The 16,461-nt window shown below is 73.9% G+C and carries 20 protein-coding genes; 11 read left to right on the top strand and 9 right to left on the bottom strand.

What is annotated here, in order from left to right; translation table 11 throughout:
* Positions 1-190: 190 nt before the first annotated feature.
* The 3 genes from ACIG47_RS13790 to hisN all read left to right on the top strand — a co-directional run bounded on the left by ACIG47_RS13790 (position 191) and on the right by hisN (position 3,050).
* A complete protein-coding gene (locus ACIG47_RS13790; protein ID WP_397431418.1) occupies positions 191-871 on the top strand; it encodes a hypothetical protein in 681 nt (226 codons plus the stop codon).
* Positions 868-2,157, top strand: a complete 1,290-nt coding sequence (locus tag ACIG47_RS13785; protein WP_397431416.1) for a hypothetical protein — start codon at positions 868-870, stop codon at positions 2,155-2,157. Before ACIG47_RS13790 ends, ACIG47_RS13785 begins: the two co-directional genes overlap by 4 nt.
* Before the next feature lie 107 nt (positions 2,158-2,264).
* Entirely contained in the window at positions 2,265-3,050 is a 786-nt protein-coding gene (gene hisN, locus ACIG47_RS13780; protein ID WP_397414405.1) for a histidinol-phosphatase, read from the top strand.
* A gap of 82 nt (positions 3,051-3,132) precedes the next feature.
* Here the strand turns inward: hisN and ACIG47_RS13775 are convergent, their stop codons facing one another.
* On the bottom strand, positions 3,133-3,696 hold the full coding sequence (locus ACIG47_RS13775; protein ID WP_397414077.1) for a DUF6912 family protein: 564 nt from the start codon (positions 3,694-3,696) through the stop codon (positions 3,133-3,135).
* 148 nt (positions 3,697-3,844) lie between these two features.
* On the opposite strand from ACIG47_RS13775, the gene ACIG47_RS13770 reads away from it, so the two are divergent.
* Both ACIG47_RS13770 and ACIG47_RS13765 read left to right on the top strand, forming a co-directional pair.
* Positions 3,845-4,477, top strand: coding sequence for a DUF6928 family protein (locus ACIG47_RS13770; RefSeq protein ID WP_397431414.1), 633 nt, complete (start codon positions 3,845-3,847; stop codon positions 4,475-4,477).
* 56 nt (positions 4,478-4,533) lie between these two features.
* The gene (locus ACIG47_RS13765) at positions 4,534-4,944 is read left to right on the top strand and encodes a VOC family protein (RefSeq protein ID WP_397431412.1); all 411 of its coding nucleotides are present in this window, start codon (positions 4,534-4,536) and stop codon (positions 4,942-4,944) included.
* A 24-nt stretch (positions 4,945-4,968) separates the two neighbouring features.
* On the opposite strand, the gene ACIG47_RS13760 is transcribed toward ACIG47_RS13765, so the two are convergent.
* From ACIG47_RS13760 to ACIG47_RS13745, 4 genes are read right to left on the bottom strand one after another with little or no spacing between them, the layout of a single operon-like run.
* Positions 4,969-5,499 (bottom strand): endonuclease V, encoded by a 531-nt coding sequence (locus ACIG47_RS13760; RefSeq protein ID WP_397431410.1) that lies wholly within the window; start codon positions 5,497-5,499, stop codon positions 4,969-4,971.
* 1 nt (position 5,500) lies between these two features.
* Complete coding sequence (locus tag ACIG47_RS13755) at positions 5,501-6,655, bottom strand: ribosome small subunit-dependent GTPase A (protein ID WP_397431409.1); 1,155 nt, start codon at positions 6,653-6,655, stop codon at positions 5,501-5,503.
* A gap of 41 nt (positions 6,656-6,696) precedes the next feature.
* Entirely contained in the window at positions 6,697-8,019 is a 1,323-nt protein-coding gene (gene aroA / locus ACIG47_RS13750; protein WP_397431408.1) for a 3-phosphoshikimate 1-carboxyvinyltransferase, read from the bottom strand.
* A 20-nt stretch (positions 8,020-8,039) separates the two neighbouring features.
* Complete coding sequence (locus ACIG47_RS13745) at positions 8,040-8,510, bottom strand: DoxX family membrane protein (protein WP_397414064.1); 471 nt, start codon at positions 8,508-8,510, stop codon at positions 8,040-8,042.
* Between the two features lie 318 nt (positions 8,511-8,828).
* On the opposite strand from ACIG47_RS13745, the gene ACIG47_RS13740 reads away from it, so the two are divergent.
* Both ACIG47_RS13740 and rsrA read left to right on the top strand, forming a co-directional pair.
* Positions 8,829-9,563: a sigma-70 family RNA polymerase sigma factor gene (locus ACIG47_RS13740; RefSeq protein ID WP_397431406.1), complete on the top strand. Its 735-nt coding sequence runs from the start codon at positions 8,829-8,831 to the stop codon at positions 9,561-9,563.
* Positions 9,560-9,835: a mycothiol system anti-sigma-R factor gene (rsrA, locus tag ACIG47_RS13735; RefSeq protein ID WP_397414059.1), complete on the top strand. Its 276-nt coding sequence runs from the start codon at positions 9,560-9,562 to the stop codon at positions 9,833-9,835. Before ACIG47_RS13740 ends, rsrA begins: the two co-directional genes overlap by 4 nt.
* 93 nt (positions 9,836-9,928) lie before the next feature.
* On the opposite strand, the gene ACIG47_RS13730 is transcribed toward rsrA, so the two are convergent.
* Positions 9,929-10,003, bottom strand: a complete 75-nt coding sequence (locus ACIG47_RS13730; protein WP_156968370.1) for a 50S ribosomal protein bL37 — start codon at positions 10,001-10,003, stop codon at positions 9,929-9,931.
* Between the two features lie 189 nt (positions 10,004-10,192).
* Between ACIG47_RS13730 and ACIG47_RS13725 the strand changes: the two genes are divergently transcribed.
* The 3 genes from ACIG47_RS13725 (at position 10,193) to ACIG47_RS13715 (ending at position 12,622) form a co-directional block, all read left to right on the top strand.
* A complete protein-coding gene (locus tag ACIG47_RS13725) occupies positions 10,193-11,050 on the top strand; it encodes a DUF4097 family beta strand repeat-containing protein (protein WP_397414057.1) in 858 nt (285 codons plus the stop codon).
* Entirely contained in the window at positions 11,050-11,733 is a 684-nt protein-coding gene (locus ACIG47_RS13720) for a PadR family transcriptional regulator (protein ID WP_397414055.1), read from the top strand. The genes ACIG47_RS13725 and ACIG47_RS13720 overlap by 1 nt, the downstream gene beginning before the upstream one ends.
* Before the next feature lie 91 nt (positions 11,734-11,824).
* The gene (locus ACIG47_RS13715; protein WP_397431405.1) at positions 11,825-12,622 is read left to right on the top strand and encodes a hypothetical protein; all 798 of its coding nucleotides are present in this window, start codon (positions 11,825-11,827) and stop codon (positions 12,620-12,622) included.
* A gap of 68 nt (positions 12,623-12,690) precedes the next feature.
* Here the strand turns inward: ACIG47_RS13715 and ACIG47_RS13710 are convergent, their stop codons facing one another.
* Together ACIG47_RS13710 and ACIG47_RS13705 are read right to left on the bottom strand one after the other, a co-directional pair.
* Positions 12,691-13,284, bottom strand: coding sequence for a GDSL-type esterase/lipase family protein (locus tag ACIG47_RS13710; RefSeq protein WP_397414403.1), 594 nt, complete (start codon positions 13,282-13,284; stop codon positions 12,691-12,693).
* 174 nt (positions 13,285-13,458) lie between these two features.
* On the bottom strand, positions 13,459-14,403 hold the full coding sequence (locus tag ACIG47_RS13705; RefSeq protein WP_397414050.1) for an aldose 1-epimerase family protein: 945 nt from the start codon (positions 14,401-14,403) through the stop codon (positions 13,459-13,461).
* A gap of 156 nt (positions 14,404-14,559) precedes the next feature.
* Between ACIG47_RS13705 and ACIG47_RS13700 the strand changes: the two genes are divergently transcribed.
* Positions 14,560-15,555, top strand: a complete 996-nt coding sequence (locus tag ACIG47_RS13700) for an aldo/keto reductase (RefSeq protein WP_397431403.1) — start codon at positions 14,560-14,562, stop codon at positions 15,553-15,555.
* A gap of 2 nt (positions 15,556-15,557) precedes the next feature.
* Here the strand turns inward: ACIG47_RS13700 and ACIG47_RS13695 are convergent, their stop codons facing one another.
* Entirely contained in the window at positions 15,558-16,274 is a 717-nt protein-coding gene (locus tag ACIG47_RS13695; RefSeq protein ID WP_397431402.1) for a VOC family protein, read from the bottom strand.
* Positions 16,275-16,461 lie beyond the last annotated feature (187 nt).

Here is a 16,461-nt window from a genome sequence, read left to right as displayed (position 1 = left end):
CATGAGGGGGTTATCCCCAAGAAGTGTTTATCTGATGCCGGATCGGCGGTGTTCGATCACTATGGTTCCGGCGCTCTGCCCAAGCTGCGCCCATTCTGTCCGGATCGACACGTCGCAGTGCGTGAACAGTCAGTCGAAGTTCTACGCGACGGTCTACCCAAAGTCCACCAAAGTGCACGGAAGGACCGAGATGACGTATGCCCCGGCCGCACCAGCCCCCGCCCTCCAGGGGGTGCCCGAGCCGACGGCCGCCCGGCTCCGGCGGCCCCGCTGGCGTGACCCGCGGCTGGTGACCGGTGTCGTGGTCGTCGCGCTCTCGGTGGCGCTCGGCTCATGGGTGGTCTCGGCCGCGAGCCGTACCGTCCCGGTCTACGTCGCCGACGGTGCGCTGACACCCGGTGAGCCGGTCACGTCCGCCTCCGTGCGCGTCGCCGACGTCCGGCTCGGCGCGGGGACGGCCCGCTACCTGCCCGCCGACGAGGCGCTGCCCGCGGACCTGGTCGCGCTCCGCGTCGTGGACGACGGCGAGCTGGTCCCGCTGACCGCGCTCGGTGCCGACGTCGACGTCCGCTCGGTCGCCGTCCCCGTGGCGACCGGCCTCTCCGACCGGATCCGGCCCGGAGCCGTGGTGGACCTGTGGTTCGTGCCGTCCCCGCCCGCCGCGGCCGGCGGGGACGACCGGCCGGAGCCCCGGACGCTGGCGGAGCAGGTCGTCGTCGAGCAGGTCGAGACCGCCGAGGGGGCCATCGTGGTGCAGGGCCAGGTCACCCTGCACGTGCTCGTGCCGGCCGACGCGCTGCCGGCCGTCCTGACGGCGTTGTCGGACACGGGCACCGTCGCCGTGGTCCCCGTGGCGGGTGACGTCCGGTGACCGAGGAACGGACGGTCACGGTCCTGGTCGCGGTGCACGCACCGGGTGAGGAGGCCGCGGTGGTGACGGTGCTCGGTGCGCAGCAGCGGGTCGTCGTCGCCCGGCGGTGCGCCGAGCTGCCCGAGCTCCTGGCGTCCGCCGAGGCAGGTGCCGGGACGGCCGCCGTCGTCTCGGGGGACCTGCCCGGGCTGGACCGTGAGGCGGTCGCCCGCCTGCGTGTCGCGGGCCTGCGGGTCGTGGCCGTCGAGGACGCGGCCACGCCCGCCGACCGCCTCGCCGCCCTCGGCTGCGACGTGGTGGTGGCGGCCGGCGACGCGGAGAACCTGGTCGCTGCCGTGCGGGGCGCCGCGCCGGAGATCGTCGTGCCGCCCCAGCCCGACCCTGTGCCGGGCCTCGGGGGCCGGCGGGGTGCCGTCGTCGCCGTCTGGGGTCCGCAGGGGTCGCCCGGCCGGACCACGACCGCCATCGAGCTCGCCGCCGCCCTGGCGGGCATCGGTGCCGCCCCGGTGCGCCGGTCGGGCCTGCTGCGGCGCCCACGTGCCGCCACCCGGCCGGCGGGCGCGGACACGGCGCTCCTGGCCGACGCCGACACCTACGCGTCGTCGGTCACCTCCCGGCTCGGCCTGCTCGACGACGCGCCTGGTCTGGCGGCCGCGGCCCGCGCCGCCGGCCAGGGTGCGCTCGACGTGGTGACGCTCGCCCGGCACAGCCCCGTGGTGCTGCCGGGCGTGCGCGTGCTCACGGGCATCACACGGGCCTCACGGTGGCCCGAGCTGCCCGCCGCGTCGCTGGAGGTGGTGTTCCAGCGGTGCCGCGAGCTCGTGTCCTGGACGGTGGTCGACTGCGGCCCCGTCCTGGAGAGCGACGAGCTCATCACCTACGACACGCGCGCACCCCAGCGCAACGGTGCGACCCTGAGCGCTCTCCAGGCCGCCGACGTCGTGGTGGTCGTCGGCGGGGCGGACCCGGTCGGGATGCAGCGCCTGGTCCGGGGCCTGGAGGACCTGCGGGACACCGACGTGCCGGTGTCGGGCGCGCGCGTCGTGGTGGTGAACCGGGTGCGCGACGCCGCGGTCGGGCGGCGCGCCGAGACGCAGGTGCGGGACGCACTCGCCCGGTACGCCGGCGTCGACGACGTGCACCTGGTGCCCGACGACCCGGGCGGGCTCGACGCCGCGCTGCTGGCCGGCCGCGTGCTCGCCGAGTGCGCACCCGCCTCGCCGGCCCGCACCGCCTTCCTCGGGCTGGCCGACCGGGTCCGGGAGCTCGTGCCCGCTCTGGTGTGAGGGCGGGGCGCCGGGTCGGCGCCCCGTCCCGGGTAACAATCCGCCCGACCGGCGCGGCTGGGTGACCGAGACCTGCCATCCGACGCTAGGTTGTGCCCGTGGCCGCCATGACGAAGGACAACTACGCCGACGACCTCCGTCTGGCGCACGTGATCGCCGACCAGGTCGACTCCATCACCATGTCACGGTTCCGGGCGCTCGACCTCAAGGTCGAGACCAAGCCCGACCTGACGCCGGTGTCCGACGCCGACCGTGCCGCGGAGGACTTCATCCGCGGCCAGCTCGCCCGCGCCCGCACGCGCGACGCGATCGTCGGGGAGGAGTACGGCTCCGCAGGGAACGGCGCACGGCGCTGGATCGTGGACCCGATCGACGGCACCAAGAACTTCGTGCGCGGCGTCCCCGTGTGGGCCACCCTGATCGCCCTGGCCGACGGCGAGGAGGTCGTCGTCGGCCTGGTCAGCGCACCCGCGCTGGGCAGGCGCTGGTGGGCCGCGAAGGGTTCGGGGGCGTGGACGGGCAAGTCGCTGGCCTCCGCGGCGCGAATGTCCGTGTCGGGCGTCTCCCGGATCGCCGACGCCTCGTTCAGCTACGCCTCCATCGGCGGCTGGGAGGAACGCGGATCGCTCGACGGGTTCCTCGACCTGACGCGCGCCTGCGACCGCACCCGGGGGTACGGCGACTTCTGGTCCTACATGCTCGTGGCCGACGGCGCCGTGGACATCGCGGCCGAACCCGAGCTCGAGGTGTACGACATGGCGGCCCTGGTGCCGATCGTCACCGAGGCGGGCGGCACCTTCACCTCGCTCGACGGTGCCCCCGGGCCCTGGGGCGGGAACGCGATCGCGACGAACGGCAGGCTGCACGCCGAGGCGCTCGGCTACCTCGCCTGACGCACCGGCCTGACCCGCCGGCCCGACCCGCCGGCCCGACCCGCACGCCGTCAGGGCGCCGGGTCAGGCCGCATCCGTGGTGTCAGGCGCGCGGGACGTTCTTGATCTCGCTCCAGTCGTACCAGAGCAGGTCGCGGTCGGTGACGCGCTGCAGCGCCTCGTCGAGCAGGGTCTCCGACTCCTCGCCGACCTCGGCGACGTCCTCGCTGTCGCTCTCCTCGTCGGCCGCCGCCAGGACCGCCTCGATGTCGGCGGCCGCGTCGGGCTCGTCGACGTGCACGCAGACGATGGCGACGTCCTCGACCGTGCTGGTGACCTCCACCTCGGAGGCGACCGGCTCGTCGTCCTCGTCGTCGTCCGCGGTGCCCGCCGCCGCGGGACCGACCACCGAGTCCGGAACCTCCACGGTGATGATCACGCGCAGGTTCGGGGCGTCGGTCCGGCCGGCGATCAGGGCGAGGGAGTCGTCCGCGGCGTTCAGCGCGGCGACGTACTCGAGGCTCTCCGCGTCCTCGTCCGGCAGTGCGGCCTCGAGCTCCTTCGTGACGGCGTGCGCGCGGCGGGGGGCGACCGTCCAGCGGGCCGCGTCGGACGTGTGGGTGACGGCGTCGAGCTCGTCGAGCGTGGCGGGCACGTAGATGCGCATGTGCTCAGTCTGCCGTGTCCCGGGCCTGGTGGGCGCCACGTACGGGCGGACGGTCTCGTCCGGTGGCGGTGTCGGCGGGTACCCGTACCCTCGTGTGCGGCGTCGGGGCGGGACGCCACGGGCAGAGGAGTCGAGGGCGGGAGAGACGATGGGTGCCAGGACCGCGATGCTGGTGTACGCGGACGGGGACGTGGCGGCGGGCCTGTCGGGGGCCGCGGAGTTCGCCGACGAGGCCGGAGCAGCCGAGCTGCTCGGCCTGCTGTGGCCGCCGGCGCGGATCCGGCCCGACGGCGAGGAGCCGTGGGACCTCGGCGACGCGCTGTTCCCGCCCCAGGGCCGGGCGTGCGCGTTGTCGACGCCGGAGGTGGACGTCCTGTGCGACCAGGCGCTCATGCTCGACCGGCCCTCGCAGCTGCCCGCGCACCTGGTCGACGCGAGCGTGGGCCGCACCCTGTACCTGCACGCGATGCACAACGCGGTCGACTGGTTCGCCTTCGCGGTGTGGCGGGACGGCGTCCTGGTGCGCTCGCTGAGCGTGTCGCCCGACGACGGCGTCCTGGAGGACACCGGGGAGCGGCTCGCGTTCGAGGAGCCGTACTGGGCGGGCGAGCGGCCGGCGTCCGTGGCCGGCTACCCGCTCCCGTTCCATCCGCTGGAGCTCGGCGAGCAGGCGGTCCGTGAGTTCTTCGGCTTCGAGGTGGAGGGAGCCGCCGACGGCGGACCGGCCGCCGGGCGCCTGGACCCCTGGGCGGTGGAGCTGTTCGGCTTCCAGATCGGCTAGCGCTCGACAGATCCTCGAAAGACTCGTACATTTGTTCGAGAAAGAGGAGGTCTGTCATGCCCGCACCCTCAGTGGTCCCCATGCTGTCGTACCAGGACGGCGCCGCCGCCATGGACTGGCTCATCGAGGCATTCGGCTTCAGGGAGGCGGAACGCCAGCTGGACGACGACGGCCACCTCGCGCACGGTGAGCTCGACGTCGAGGGCGGGCGGGTGATGCTCTCCGAGCTGGCGTCGTACGAGGGCCCCACCGCGCACCGCACGCACTGCACCGCGGCGGACGCCTGGCTGTCGACGCCCTGGGTGATCGACGGCGTGCTGGTCCACGTCGCCGACGTCGAGGCCCACTACGAGCGCGCCCGTGCTGCCGGGGCGGGGCTGCTCTCCGGTATCGAGGACGCTCCGTACGGCAGGCTGTACCGCGCCGAGGACGTGGAGGGCCACCGCTGGATGTTCCTCCAGGCCTGACGCCTGCCGGACGACGAGCCGGCGTCAGGCCGGCGATGCCCCGCGCGCCAGCCGGTCCACGCGCCGCAGAGCGTCCGGCAGCCGCCCCTCACCCGCCATCGTCCGCACCAGCTCCGCGGCGGTCTCCAGCGCCATGCCCGACGCCGTGACGTACAACGGCCGTGCGGACCGCCCGCGCAGCACCTCGACGGCGTGCGTCGCCGTCCGGAACCGGGTCTTGGCGACACCGACCACCACCGGTGCGAGCCCCGCCTCCGCGGCGTGCGCGCCCAGACCGGGGCTGCCGGCGGGGTCGAGGTCCACGTAGCCGTCGACGATCAGCAGGTCGAGGGGTGCTGCGTGCGACAGGACCTGCTCCAGCGCCGGTAGCTCACGTTCGTAGAACCGGCCCGGCCGGTACTCCGCCACCTGATCGACGAGCACCGTGTGCTCCTCGAGCGGGCCGGCGAACACCAGTCGGTCGGAGACGACGAGCGCCGCCCGCGCCCCGCCGTCGTCGAGGTACTGCACATCGACGGCGCCGAGGCGGGCGGCGCCGTCGGTGCGCTGCCCCACGTCAGGTGTCCGAGCCCGTCCGCGACGCCAGCAGGCGGCGGAACGAGGCGAGACGTGCCTCCCGGGCCGGGCGCTCGTCCTCGGGCGAGGCCGCGATCCAGTCGTCGAGCGCACAGTCCGGCGCGTCGGCCAGGTGGGTGCACCCGCGCGGGCACTCCCGGGCCACCTCGTCGAGATCCTCGAACGCGTGCAGCAGGTGCGCGACCTCGACGTGCGCCAGACCGAACGACCGGACGCCGGGGGTGTCGATCACCCAGCCGTCGAACCCGGCTGACGACCCGGCGGTGGATTCTGCGGAGGACCCTGCGGCCGACCCGGCCGCGGCTCCGTCGTCGTCCGGGCCGCCGGCCGCGACGGGGAGCCGCAGCGCCACCGCCGACGTGGACGTGTGCCGGCCGCGGCCGGTCACGTCGTTCACCACCCCGGTGGCGCGCCGGGCCGCGGGCACCAGGGCGTTGATCAGCGTGGACTTGCCCACCCCGGAGTGCCCCACGAGCACCGAGACCTGGCCCCGCAGCCGGTCCCGGACCTCCTCGACCGACTCGGGCACGAGGGCCACGTGGTCGGTGTCGGGGGACGCCGCCCGCCGGGTGACCACCACCTCGACCCCGAGGGGCTCGTAGAGGGCACGCAGCGCGTCGGGGGATGCCAGGTCGGCCTTCGTGAGGCAGAGCAGCACGGACATCCCGGCGTCGTACGCGGCCACCACGCAGCGGTCGATCATGCCGGTCCGCGGCTCGGGCTGCGCGAGCGCCGTGACGATCACGAGCTGGTCGGCGTTCGCGACGACGATCCGCTCGTACGGGTCGGTGTCGTCCGCCGTCCGGCGCAGCGTGGAGGTCCGGTCCTGGATGCGCACGATGCGGGCGAGGGAGCCTTCCTCGCCGGAGACGTCCCCCACGACGTCGACCCGGTCGCCCACCACCACGCGCGTGCGGGTGAGCTCCCGTGCCTTCATCGCGGTGACGACGGTGCCGTCCGGGGTCCCGCCCGCGGCCCCGCCGACCAGGAGCGTGTACCGCCCGCGGTCCACGCCGGTGACCAGCCCCGTGACGGCGTCGGAGTGCTCGGGGCGCTGCTTGGTCCGGGGCCGGGAGCCGCGCTTGGACGGGCGCGACCGGAAGTCCGACTCGTCCCGTACGTCGCGGCGGCCCATCAGGCGGCCCTCGTCACGGCTGCTCCATCAGCGGCGGCCCGTCAGGCGGCCGTGCCGAGCATGCCCAGCCACATGCCCGTGAAGTCCGGCAGGGTCTTGGCCGTGGTGGCGACGTTCTCCACCAGCACGCCGGGGACGCGCAGGCCCAGCAGCGCGGCGGACGTCGCCATGCGGTGGTCGGCGTAGGTGCGCACCACGTCGCCGCGCAGGGGGCGAGGAGTGATGACGAGCCCGTCGCGGGTCTCCTCGGCCTGGCCGCCGAGGCGCGTGATCTCCCGGGCGAGCGCCGCCAGGCGGTCCGTCTCGTGCCCCCGCAGGTGCGCGATCCCGCGCAGCCGGGACGGGGAGTCGGCCAGGGCGGCGAGCGCGGCGAACGTCGGCGCGAGCTCGCCACCGGCGTGCAGGTCCACGTCGATCCCGCGGATCTCGCCGGTTCCCGTCACGGCGAGCACGCCGTCGGTGAGGGTGGAGGAGGCGCCCATGCGCTCCAGCAGCTCGGGGACCATGGCGCCGGGCTGGGTGGTCAGGGTCGGCCAGCCGGGCACGCGGACGGTGCCACCGGCCACGAGCGCCGAGGCGAGGAACGGCGCAGCGTTGGACAGGTCGGGCTCGACGCGCACGTCCCGGGCCGCGATCGGGCCGGGGGAGACCTGCCACATGCCGTCACGCGAGTCGTCGACCTCGACCCCGACGTCGCGCAGCGTGGCCACCGTCATCTCGATGTGCGGCAGGCTCGGCAGGGTGGCGCCGATGTGCCGCAGGGTCAGGCCGCGCTCGAACCGGGCGGCGGCGAGCAGCAGCCCCGACACGAACTGCGAGGACTCCGAGGCGTCGACGTCGACGGCGCCGCCCGGCACGCGTCCGCGGCCCTCCACGGTGAACGGGAGGTGGGCGGGCGGCTCGGCGTGGTCCGCGGCCAGCGGATCGTGCACCGTGATGCCGAGCGCACGCAGTGCGGCGAGCACCGGCAGCATCGGCCGCACGCGGGCCTCGGGGTCGCCGTCGAACCGGACCGGGCCGTCGGCCAGGGCCGCGACGGGCGGCAGGAAGCGCATGACGGTGCCGGCCAGGCCGGTGTCGATCTCGGTGCCGCCGGTGACCGGTCCTGGCGTGACGTGCAGCGTGCTCGGGTGCTCACCCTCCTCGATGCCCGCGCCGAGCGTGCGCAGGGCGCGGATCATGAGGTCCGCGTCGCGGCTGCGCAGGGCGCCGCGGAGGGTGCCGGGGGCGTCCGCGAGGGCGGCGAGCACCAGCAGACGGTTGGTGAGCGACTTGCTGCCGGGTACCTCGACCGTCGCGTCCAGCGGCGCGCCGGCGAGCGGCGCCTCCCAGGTCGGTGCGGGCGCGGTGGTCGAAGACGTCATGTGCCGAGATTATCGCGGAGTCAGCCGGCGGCGGCGGCCTTGGCCTCCGCGCGGGCGGCGCGCGCCTGCTGGACGCGCCAGGACAATCCCGGCCGGCCCTCCAGGTCGGCGCCCGCGATGAGGGCGGCGCCCACCGCGGCGAGGTTGCGCAGGAACCGCTCGGTGCGCACGGGGCGCTCCTCCTTGGGCGCGGTGAAGGGCTGGTTCACGACGGCGAGGGGCAGCGTCAGCAGCGCCAGCGCGACGGCGGACGCGCGCGGCGCCTTGCCGAGCGCGAGCAGCGTCCCGGCGGCGGCGGTCGCGACGCCGTGGGCGCGCACGAGTGTGGCCACCTGCTTCTCGCTGAGCGGTTCGGCACCGAGCGCCTTGGTCGCCAGCGCGGAACCCGTCCTGGCCGCGGCCACGTGCTCACTCGGCTTCCGGGCGGCCTGCACGCCGTCGTAGACGAACGACGAGGCCAGGAGGGGACGCGCGATGTGTCGGAGCAGCATGCACCCACCATGGCAGATGCGGGCGTCCCCCGCAGCAGTGATCGCCCGGTCCGGCCCGGGAATTCGCGGCGCCGGCCAGGGGTTGAAACCCTCGTGGAGCGATGCCTCGAGAAGGATGCGGTGAGGAACAGGGTGATCGACACGGTGACGGGTGCAACGGCCGGCGTGCGGGACGTGCCCCTGGAGTTCGGTGCGGTTCCTGCCCACCTGCTCGGGGACGGCACGGACCCCCTGCGGGCCACGGCCAAGGGCCCGGCGGACGAGCTGTCCGCGGTCCTGGCGAACACGGGCTGGCCGACACGGCTAGGCTCGAGTGCGATGACTGACACTTCCCGCGAGCAGAACGAGGGCCCCGGCGACGCCGGAGCCGATGTCGAGGCGCGCCCCGACACGAGCGCGAACGAGGTCAGCACCGTGGAGCCCGGCGAGGTCCCGGAGGACGAGGGCACCGAGCGCTCGCCGGCCGAGGAGGATGCCGCGGCACGGGCCGTGCGCTTCGAGCGCGACGCGCTGCAGTACCTCGACCAGCTCTACTCCGCGGCGCTGCGCATGACGCGCAACCCCGCGGACGCCGAGGACCTGGTGCAGGAGACGTTCGCCAAGGCCTTCGCGGCGTTCCACCAGTACCGGCCGGGCACCAACCTGAAGGCCTGGCTGTACCGCATCCTCACGAACACGTTCATCAACAGCTACCGCAAGAAGCAGCGCGAGCCGCAGCAGTCCCAGACCGAGGACGTCGAGGACTGGCAGATCGCGCGCGCGGCGTCGCACACGTCGCGCGGCCTGCGCTCGGCCGAGGCCGAGGCGCTGGACCGGCTCCCGGACAGCGACGTGAAGCGGGCGCTCGCCGAGCTCCCGGAGGACCGTCGGATGGTGGTCTACTACGCCGACGTCGAGGGCTTCCCCTACAAGGAGATCGCGGAGATCATGGGTACTCCGATCGGGACGGTCATGTCCCGTCTCCATCGCGGACGCCGGCAGCTGCGTGAGCTCCTCGCCGACTACGCGGCCCAGCGTGGACTCGTCAGCCAGGCGCCCGGAGGTGCGCAGTGAACAACATCGAACCCGTCCCGCACGACACGGCGGGGGAGTCCGAGTGCGAGCATGCACTGACGCACCTGTACGAGTACCTGGACTCCGAGATGACCCCCGACGACGAGCAGCGCATGCGCGCGCACGTCGCCCACTGCTCGCCGTGCCTGGCCGAGCTCAGTGTGGAGGACCTGGTCAAGCAGCTCGTGAAGCGGTCGTGCAGCGAGCGCGCCCCGGACACGCTCCGGGTGCGCATCCACCAGCAGCTGACCGTCATGGCGGTCGTGCGGTAGCGCCGTCCGCTCGTCGAGCGCGGGCATGACGAAGGGCCGGGACCCCGACAGGGGTGCCGGCCCTTTCGTGTGCCGTGCGGCCTGAGGCTGTGCTCAGGCGTTGGGGCGCTTGCCGTGGTTGGCGGCCGAGCCCTTGCGGCTACGGCGCTTGCGACCGCGCTTGCTCATGGGTGTCTCCTGACAGGTGACGGACTGAATGGTGCCCATGATCCCACAGATCGGGGCGTTGTCCGGCATCGAGATCTCGCCGAGAGGGGTTGCCCTGTCCGAGGACGCGATATATCGTGTCTGCACCGGACGCGATATATCGCGTCCCTCCGGAACCACCCCGAGCGAGACCGAGCAGCGGAGGAAGCCATGAGCGCGGACAGCTGGACCGTCACCGGTCCGCAGACCATCGAGCTCGACGGCGTGACGTCCGTCGACGCGCACGTCGTCGACGGACGGCTCGACGTCGTGGCCCACGACGAGCCAGTCGTCCGGATCGAGGTGCACTCGGTCGAGGGCCGGTCCCTCGAGGTACGCCTGGTCGACGGTCGCCTGGTGATCGAGCACGAGAGCGGCCTGTCGGGCTGGGGCTCGTTCGTGAAGCGGTTCGTCGACTTCGGCGGCAAGGCGCGCGCCGACATCCACGTGGCGGTCCCCGCCACGACCGCCGTGCGGCTCGGCACGGTCCGCGGCGAGGGCCTGCTCGCCGGGACGACGGCGGGCGCCTCGGCCTCCACCGTCTCCGGCTCCCTGCTCGTCTCCCGTACGGCCGGCGACCTCAAGCTGAACACGGTGTCCGGCGAGGTGACCGTGCGCGACCACGTCGGCGACGTCACGAGCAACACCGTGTCCGCCGACGTCGTGGTGAGCGGCTCGGCCGACGTCGTCACCTCGACGTCGGTCTCCGGGGACGTGACGTTCGACCTGGTGACCCAGCCGCGGCAGGTCCGCGTGAACACGGTCTCGGGCAACATGCTGCTGCGGGTCCCGGACGAGCGTGCCGTCGAGGTCTCGGTGCAGAGCGTCAGCGGCCGGGTCACGCTCGGCGGGCTCCAGTTCACCGGAGGTGGCGGCGGCAAGGTGACCGGCGGGGTCCGTTCGGCCGCGCCCGGCGTCATGCAGCTGCGGGTGACCGGTGTGTCGGGTGACGTCACGGTGATCGGCGGGCCGCAGGACGCACCGGCGGACGCGCCCGAGGACGCCTCGCCCGCGCCCCTGGAGCTGTAGTGCCGCCCGTCTTCGCCCACGGTGAGCTGCGCCTGTACCTGCTCGTGCTGCTCCTGGACGGGCCGCGGCACGGGTACGAGCTCATCACCGAGCTCACCCGGCGCTTCGGAGGTACCTACCGGCCGAGCGCCGGGACCATCTACCCGCGCCTGGCCCGCCTGGAGGAGGAGGGGCTCGTGCGCCGCACCGTACCCGGCGACCACCCGGGCGCCGCCGGTGCGGGCCGCAAGGCGTCGTACGAGCTGACGCCGGCCGGCCGAGCCGAGGTCGACGCCCGCCTGGACGACGTCCGGCGCCTGGAGCGCAGCGTCGCCGAGACGGTGCGCAGCCTCGCGGACGAGGTCCGGGCGGACATCCGCGACACGATGCGCGGGCTGCGGGCCGAGCTCGCGGCCGCGGCCCAGGAGGCACGTTCCCGTCCGCGGCCCGGACCGGACACCGCACCCGACCCGCAGCGCACCCGGTCCAACTCCCTGCGGCACGACGCCGAGGCGGTGCTGCAGCGGTTCCGCAACGACGTCCTGGCGGACCTGCGCGAGGCCGACGTCGCGGGTACGGTGTCGGCGCTGACCGTCGAGACGCTGCGCACCGTGCTCGACTCGGCGCGCACCGCGATCCGTGGGACGCTGCCGCACACCACCGCCTCCGGCCGGCCGCCCACCGACCGGACGACCGACCTGTGATGCCCACCTGCCCCGGAATCTCCCCACCTGACGTCCCACCGAACTTCCGAGCGAACTCCCCATCGAACTTCCCAGCGAACGGAGCACAGTGATGACCACCGAGTCCTGGAGCGTGGCCGCCCCCCAGACCATCGAGGTCGGCGGCGCCTCGACCCTGACCGTCCGACTGACCAACGGCCGCGCCGAGGTCGTGGCCGACCCGAACCGCACCTCCGGCGCCGTCGTGGAGGTCCTGGAGGTCTCGACACGGCCGCTGCAGGTCCTCGCCGAGCACGGCAACCTCCGCGTGGCCTACGACTTCCCGGGCCTGGAAGGCTTCGTCGACCGGTTCCGTGGCCTCAAGGACCAGGACAGCGCCGTCGTGCGGATCACCGTGCCGGCCACGTCCGTGGTCGACGTCGCGACCGTCGGCGCCGAGGTCGTGGTGACCGGGGCGCAGGCCGGCGTCAACGTCAAGACCGCCGGCGGAGCCATCACGGTCACGGGGGCATCGGGCTCGGTGACCGCGAAGTCCGGCACCGGGTCCGTCACGATCGCGGAGCACTCCGGCGACGCGTCGGCCACCACCGTCTCGGGCGCCGTGTCGCTCGCCGGCGCCCTGGGCCGCGTGTCGGCACAGACCGTGTCCGGGCCGGTCGACGTGACCGCCGTGGGCACCACGCCGCTGGTCAACGCGAAGACCGTCTCGGGCGCCGCGGCGATCCGGCTGGACGCCGGGTCGCCGGTGAACCTCCGGGCGCGCAGCGTCACGGGCAAGGTCGTCATCGACGGCACGCAGGCGACCTCCAGCGCCCAGCGCACCGTCGTCGTCGACCACGCGGAGCCCGGAGCGGCGGCGTACGTCTCGACCAACACGGTCTCGGGCACGGCCACCGTCACGCGCGGCTGATCCGGCCCGCGAACGCGTCAGGCGCTCAGGTCACTCCGGTGACCTGAGCGCCTGACGCGTTCCGCGACCTACGCGACCTCGTCCTGGGGGAGGCCCAGCCAGGCGTGCCAGCCCGTGTGCAGCACCAGCCACGCCATGAGGCCGTAGCCGGCCTGCCCGGGGTAGGTGCCCCCGCCCTGGGCCATGTCCGCGAGCCACTGCTCGTGCTGGGCCAGCGGCGTGTACGTGTCCACGTACGGCACCCGCCGGCGGCTCGCGACGTCGGCGAAGGCGTCCGACAGCTCGGCGATCCGCTCGCCCTCGGACGGCGCCCCCGGCGGCGGCCCGACCACGAACGCGGCGGTCCGGTTCGCGTCGGCGACGTCGAGGATGTTCGCGAGGTTCAGGCGGGAGCGCGCGACCGTGAGCCCGGTGGCGACGTCGTGCCGACCCAGGGCCACCACCAGGCGGTTCTCGACCTCGGAGTCCGGGCCGAACCGCGCGGCGGTCTCCGCCTCCCAGCGGGCACCGAGCTGCGTGCTGGTCTCGCCGGGGACGGCGAGGGTGAACAGCATGGCGGGCCGGGAGAAATGGGTGCGCGCGATCACACGACCGGTCCAGCCGAGCGCACGGGCGTCTCCGACACCCGTGGCCAGCTCGTCACCGACGACGCAGATGCGCACCTCGCGATCCTGCAACGGACTCTCCTTGCCTGTTCCCGGCAGCCTGGCGGACGGCCGGTTCCCCATTGTGGTGCACGACCCGTGACCGATCGGTGACAACGCGCCGACGTCACCTGCCCGGGTCGCGCCCGCCGGTCCCGCCCGCGTCGCAGCCGCCCGGCACCGGGCGGTCCGTCAGAGCAGCGTCATGCCCCAGCGGACCGCGTGCCGCGCGCCCGGTGCGAGGTGCACCAGCCGGTCGCCCGTGCGGAAGGCGTCGGCGACGCAGGTCATGGGCTCGGCGGCGAGGCCGAGGCGCCGCCGCTCCGGCTCGATGTGGTCGCCCGTGCAGATCTGCCACACGTCCTGCGAGCCGTCCATCCAGACCGCCGCCGTCCGGCCGTCCGGGCCGGTCAGGTGGGCCCAGGACAGCCCGTCCTCGTCGCGGACGACGTCCACGTACGCGTCGTCGAGGTCCAGGCCGGCCGCCGTGCGCGGCTCCCGCAGGTCGTAGCTGCCCGCGGCCGGCTCGGTGCCCGTCGGGAGCAGTCGCTCGTCGGTGGTGACGCGCGTGGCGGCGTCGAGGCGCACGGTGCACTCGTCGAGGTCCGCGCCGCCCGTCGACAGCCAGGGGTGGAAGCCGCACCCGTAGGGCGCGGTGTCGGCGCCCACGTTGGTGACGTCGAGGGTGATCTCCAGCCCTGCGTCGGACAGCGCGTAGCGGATCTGCGCGACAAGCTGGAACGGGTACCCGGGCCGGGCGACGAGCTCCAGCTCCAGCGTCACGGCGGAGCCGGTGTGCTCGACCACGGACCAGCGCTCCCACGCCGCGAGGCCGTGCAGCGCGGTGTTGCGCGCGGGCTCGGTGATCGGGAGCTGGTGGGTCGCGCCGCCGTACTCGTACGAGCCGTCGGCCAGCCGGTTGGGCCACGGGATGAGGACCGCGCTGTTGAACACGGGGCTGATCTCGTCGACGCCGAACGGGACCACGACGTCGCGCCCGTCCACCGAGTACTCTCTCAGCGCCGCGCCGACCTGGGTGACCGTCGCGCGGTGGCCGCCGTGGCCGATCCGGAACTGGTCCCCGGAAGGATGGGGCCTGGCCGCACCGACGGGAGGAATTTCTGTCGTCACACTCACACCGTAACCGTAGGGCAATTTTCTCCTGCGGCACGTAGCGTGAGACAGCAGACTATGGGGTCGGGTCTGTGGCATGTCCACACGACCCCGCACGAAGACGGCCCGACGACGGGCCTGCGCGGGTGTAGTCCGCCCGCCTCAGCAGCAGGAGGAACGATGGAACAGCAGGTACTCGGACGGACAGGTCGGCTCGTATCGGCTGTGGGCCTGGGCACCTGGCAGCTCGGCGCCGACTGGGGAGAGGTGAGCGAGGACGACGCCCGCGCCGTCCTGGAGGCCTCTCTGGACGCCGGCGTGACCTTCTTCGACACGGCCGACGTGTACGGGGACGGCCGGAGCGAGCAGGTGATCGGTTCCTTCCTCAAGGACCACCCGGACGCCGGGCTGACCGTGGCCACGAAGATGGGGCGCCGCGTGGACCAGGTGCCGGAGAACTACGTGCTGGACAACTTCCGCCAGTGGATCGACCGGTCGCGGCGGAACCTCGGCGTCGAGCGGCTGGACCTGGTCCAGCTGCACTGCCCGCCCACCTCCGTCTACTCCTCGGACGCCGTCTACGACGCGCTCGACCAGCTCGTGTCCGAGGGCGCCATCGCCGCGTACGGCATGAGCGTCGAGAAGACCTCGGAGGCCCTGGAGGCCATCGCGCGCCCGGGCGTCGCCACCGTGCAGATCATCCTGAACGCGTTCCGCCTCAAGCCGCTCGACGAGGTGCTGCCCGCGGCGTCCGCGGCGGGCGTGGGGATCATCGCGCGCGTGCCGCTCGCGTCCGGGCTGCTGTCCGGCAAGTACACCAAGGACACGGTGTTCGCCGAGAACGACCACCGCACGTTCAACCGCGAGGGTGCCGCGTTCGACGTCGGCGAGACGTTCTCCGGCGTGCCGTACGAGGTGGGCCTGGAGGCCGCGGCCCGGTTCACGGAGCTGGCGCGCGACCGCGTGGGCGACGCGCTGACCCCGGCGCAGGCGGCCATCGCCTGGGCCTGGCAGCGGCCGGGCGTCTCCTCGGTGATCCCGGGTGCGCGGAACGTCGAGCAGGCCCGGGCCAACGCGGCCGCCGGCGACGCCGCGACGCTGGGCCCGCTGTTCATGTCGGGTGTGCGCGAGATCTACGACGAGATGATCAAGGAGCACGTCCACGACAAGTGGTGAGCTCACCCGCGCAGGGGCCGGTCCGGGCGGAACACGCAGAACTCGTTTCCCTCCGGGTCGGCCAGCACGTCCCACCAGACGTGCGGGTCGGGTGAGTCCTCGCGGCCGGTGAGCAGCGTCGCTCCCGCCGCGAGGAATGCCTCGGTCTCGCCCCAGACGTCCCAGTGGATGCGGTTCTTGACCGTCTTGGGCTCGGGGACCGGGATGAAGAGCATCAGCCAGGGCAGGCTGCCGCCGGGCTCCAGCCGGTACCACGGTCGGTCGTCGTACCGCAGGGGCTCCAGGCCGAGGCGCTCGCCCCACCAGGCGCTCACGGACGCCGGGTCCGCGGCGTCCACCACCAGGGCGTAGAGCCGGTACCTGCCGACGGTCGCGGCCCGCCGCGGGAACGCGCACAGCTCACCGCCCTCGGGATCACGCAGGACGGTCCAGTCGTCGGCTTCGTTGCCCGCGTACTCCGCGGCCGCCGTGGCGCCGAGCCGCGTGAGCTCCTCGACCGTGGCGTGCAGGTCCAGGTGTACCCGGTGTTTCACGGTGCGGGCTTCCGGCACCTGGTTGATCCAGACGGTGTGCTCGGCGACGTCGTCCCGCAGCACGAGGTCCGTGGGTGACTCGCCCGCCGGCTCCGCTCGCAGGCCGAGCGCCGCCGACCAGAAGGCGGCGAGCGTCGGCCCGTGGGTGGCGTCGATGACCAGGTCCTTGAACGCTGCGTCTGCCATCCGGACAGCCTAGGCCGGGCCGGTGACACGCCGGCGCGGGACGCACGAGAGGCGGGGCCCCCCCGGGGGGGCCCCCCCCCCGGGGGGGGGGGGGGCCCCCGCCCGCACGCCGGTTGCAGCACGGGGTTATGGTGGGGCGGGTGGAGCTTTGGCGTACCGGCCGCCCGCGAGAGATCGGAAGAGCCTG

The sequence above is a fragment of the Promicromonospora sp. NPDC052451 genome, from assembly GCF_044547525.1.
Lineage (GTDB): Bacteria > Actinomycetota > Actinomycetes > Actinomycetales > Cellulomonadaceae > Promicromonospora.
This window is presented reverse-complemented; position numbering and strand designations above follow the sequence as displayed.

Excerpts from the sequence above, each read along its gene's own strand:
- aroA (WP_397431408.1), bottom strand. The coding sequence starts at position 8,019 with ATGACGTCTTCGACCACCGCGCCCGCACCGACCTGGGAGGCGCCGCTC.
- hisN (WP_397414405.1), top strand. The coding sequence starts at position 2,265 with ATGACGAAGGACAACTACGCCGACGACCTCCGTCTGGCGCACGTGATC.
- ACIG47_RS13725 (WP_397414057.1), top strand. The coding sequence starts at position 10,193 with ATGAGCGCGGACAGCTGGACCGTCACCGGTCCGCAGACCATCGAGCTC.
- ACIG47_RS13755 (WP_397431409.1), bottom strand. The coding sequence starts at position 6,655 with ATGGGCCGCCGCGACGTACGGGACGAGTCGGACTTCCGGTCGCGCCCG.
- ACIG47_RS13715 (WP_397431405.1), top strand. The coding sequence starts at position 11,825 with ATGACCACCGAGTCCTGGAGCGTGGCCGCCCCCCAGACCATCGAGGTC.
- ACIG47_RS13790 (WP_397431418.1), top strand. The coding sequence starts at position 191 with ATGACGTATGCCCCGGCCGCACCAGCCCCCGCCCTCCAGGGGGTGCCC.
- ACIG47_RS13775 (WP_397414077.1), bottom strand. The coding sequence starts at position 3,696 with ATGCGCATCTACGTGCCCGCCACGCTCGACGAGCTCGACGCCGTCACC.
- ACIG47_RS13745 (WP_397414064.1), bottom strand. The coding sequence starts at position 8,510 with ATGCTGCTCCGACACATCGCGCGTCCCCTCCTGGCCTCGTCGTTCGTC.
- ACIG47_RS13765 (WP_397431412.1), top strand. The coding sequence starts at position 4,534 with ATGCCCGCACCCTCAGTGGTCCCCATGCTGTCGTACCAGGACGGCGCC.
- ACIG47_RS13700 (WP_397431403.1), top strand. The coding sequence starts at position 14,560 with ATGGAACAGCAGGTACTCGGACGGACAGGTCGGCTCGTATCGGCTGTG.
- ACIG47_RS13770 (WP_397431414.1), top strand. The coding sequence starts at position 3,845 with ATGGGTGCCAGGACCGCGATGCTGGTGTACGCGGACGGGGACGTGGCG.
- ACIG47_RS13695 (WP_397431402.1), bottom strand. The coding sequence starts at position 16,274 with ATGGCAGACGCAGCGTTCAAGGACCTGGTCATCGACGCCACCCACGGG.
- ACIG47_RS13740 (WP_397431406.1), top strand. The coding sequence starts at position 8,829 with ATGACTGACACTTCCCGCGAGCAGAACGAGGGCCCCGGCGACGCCGGA.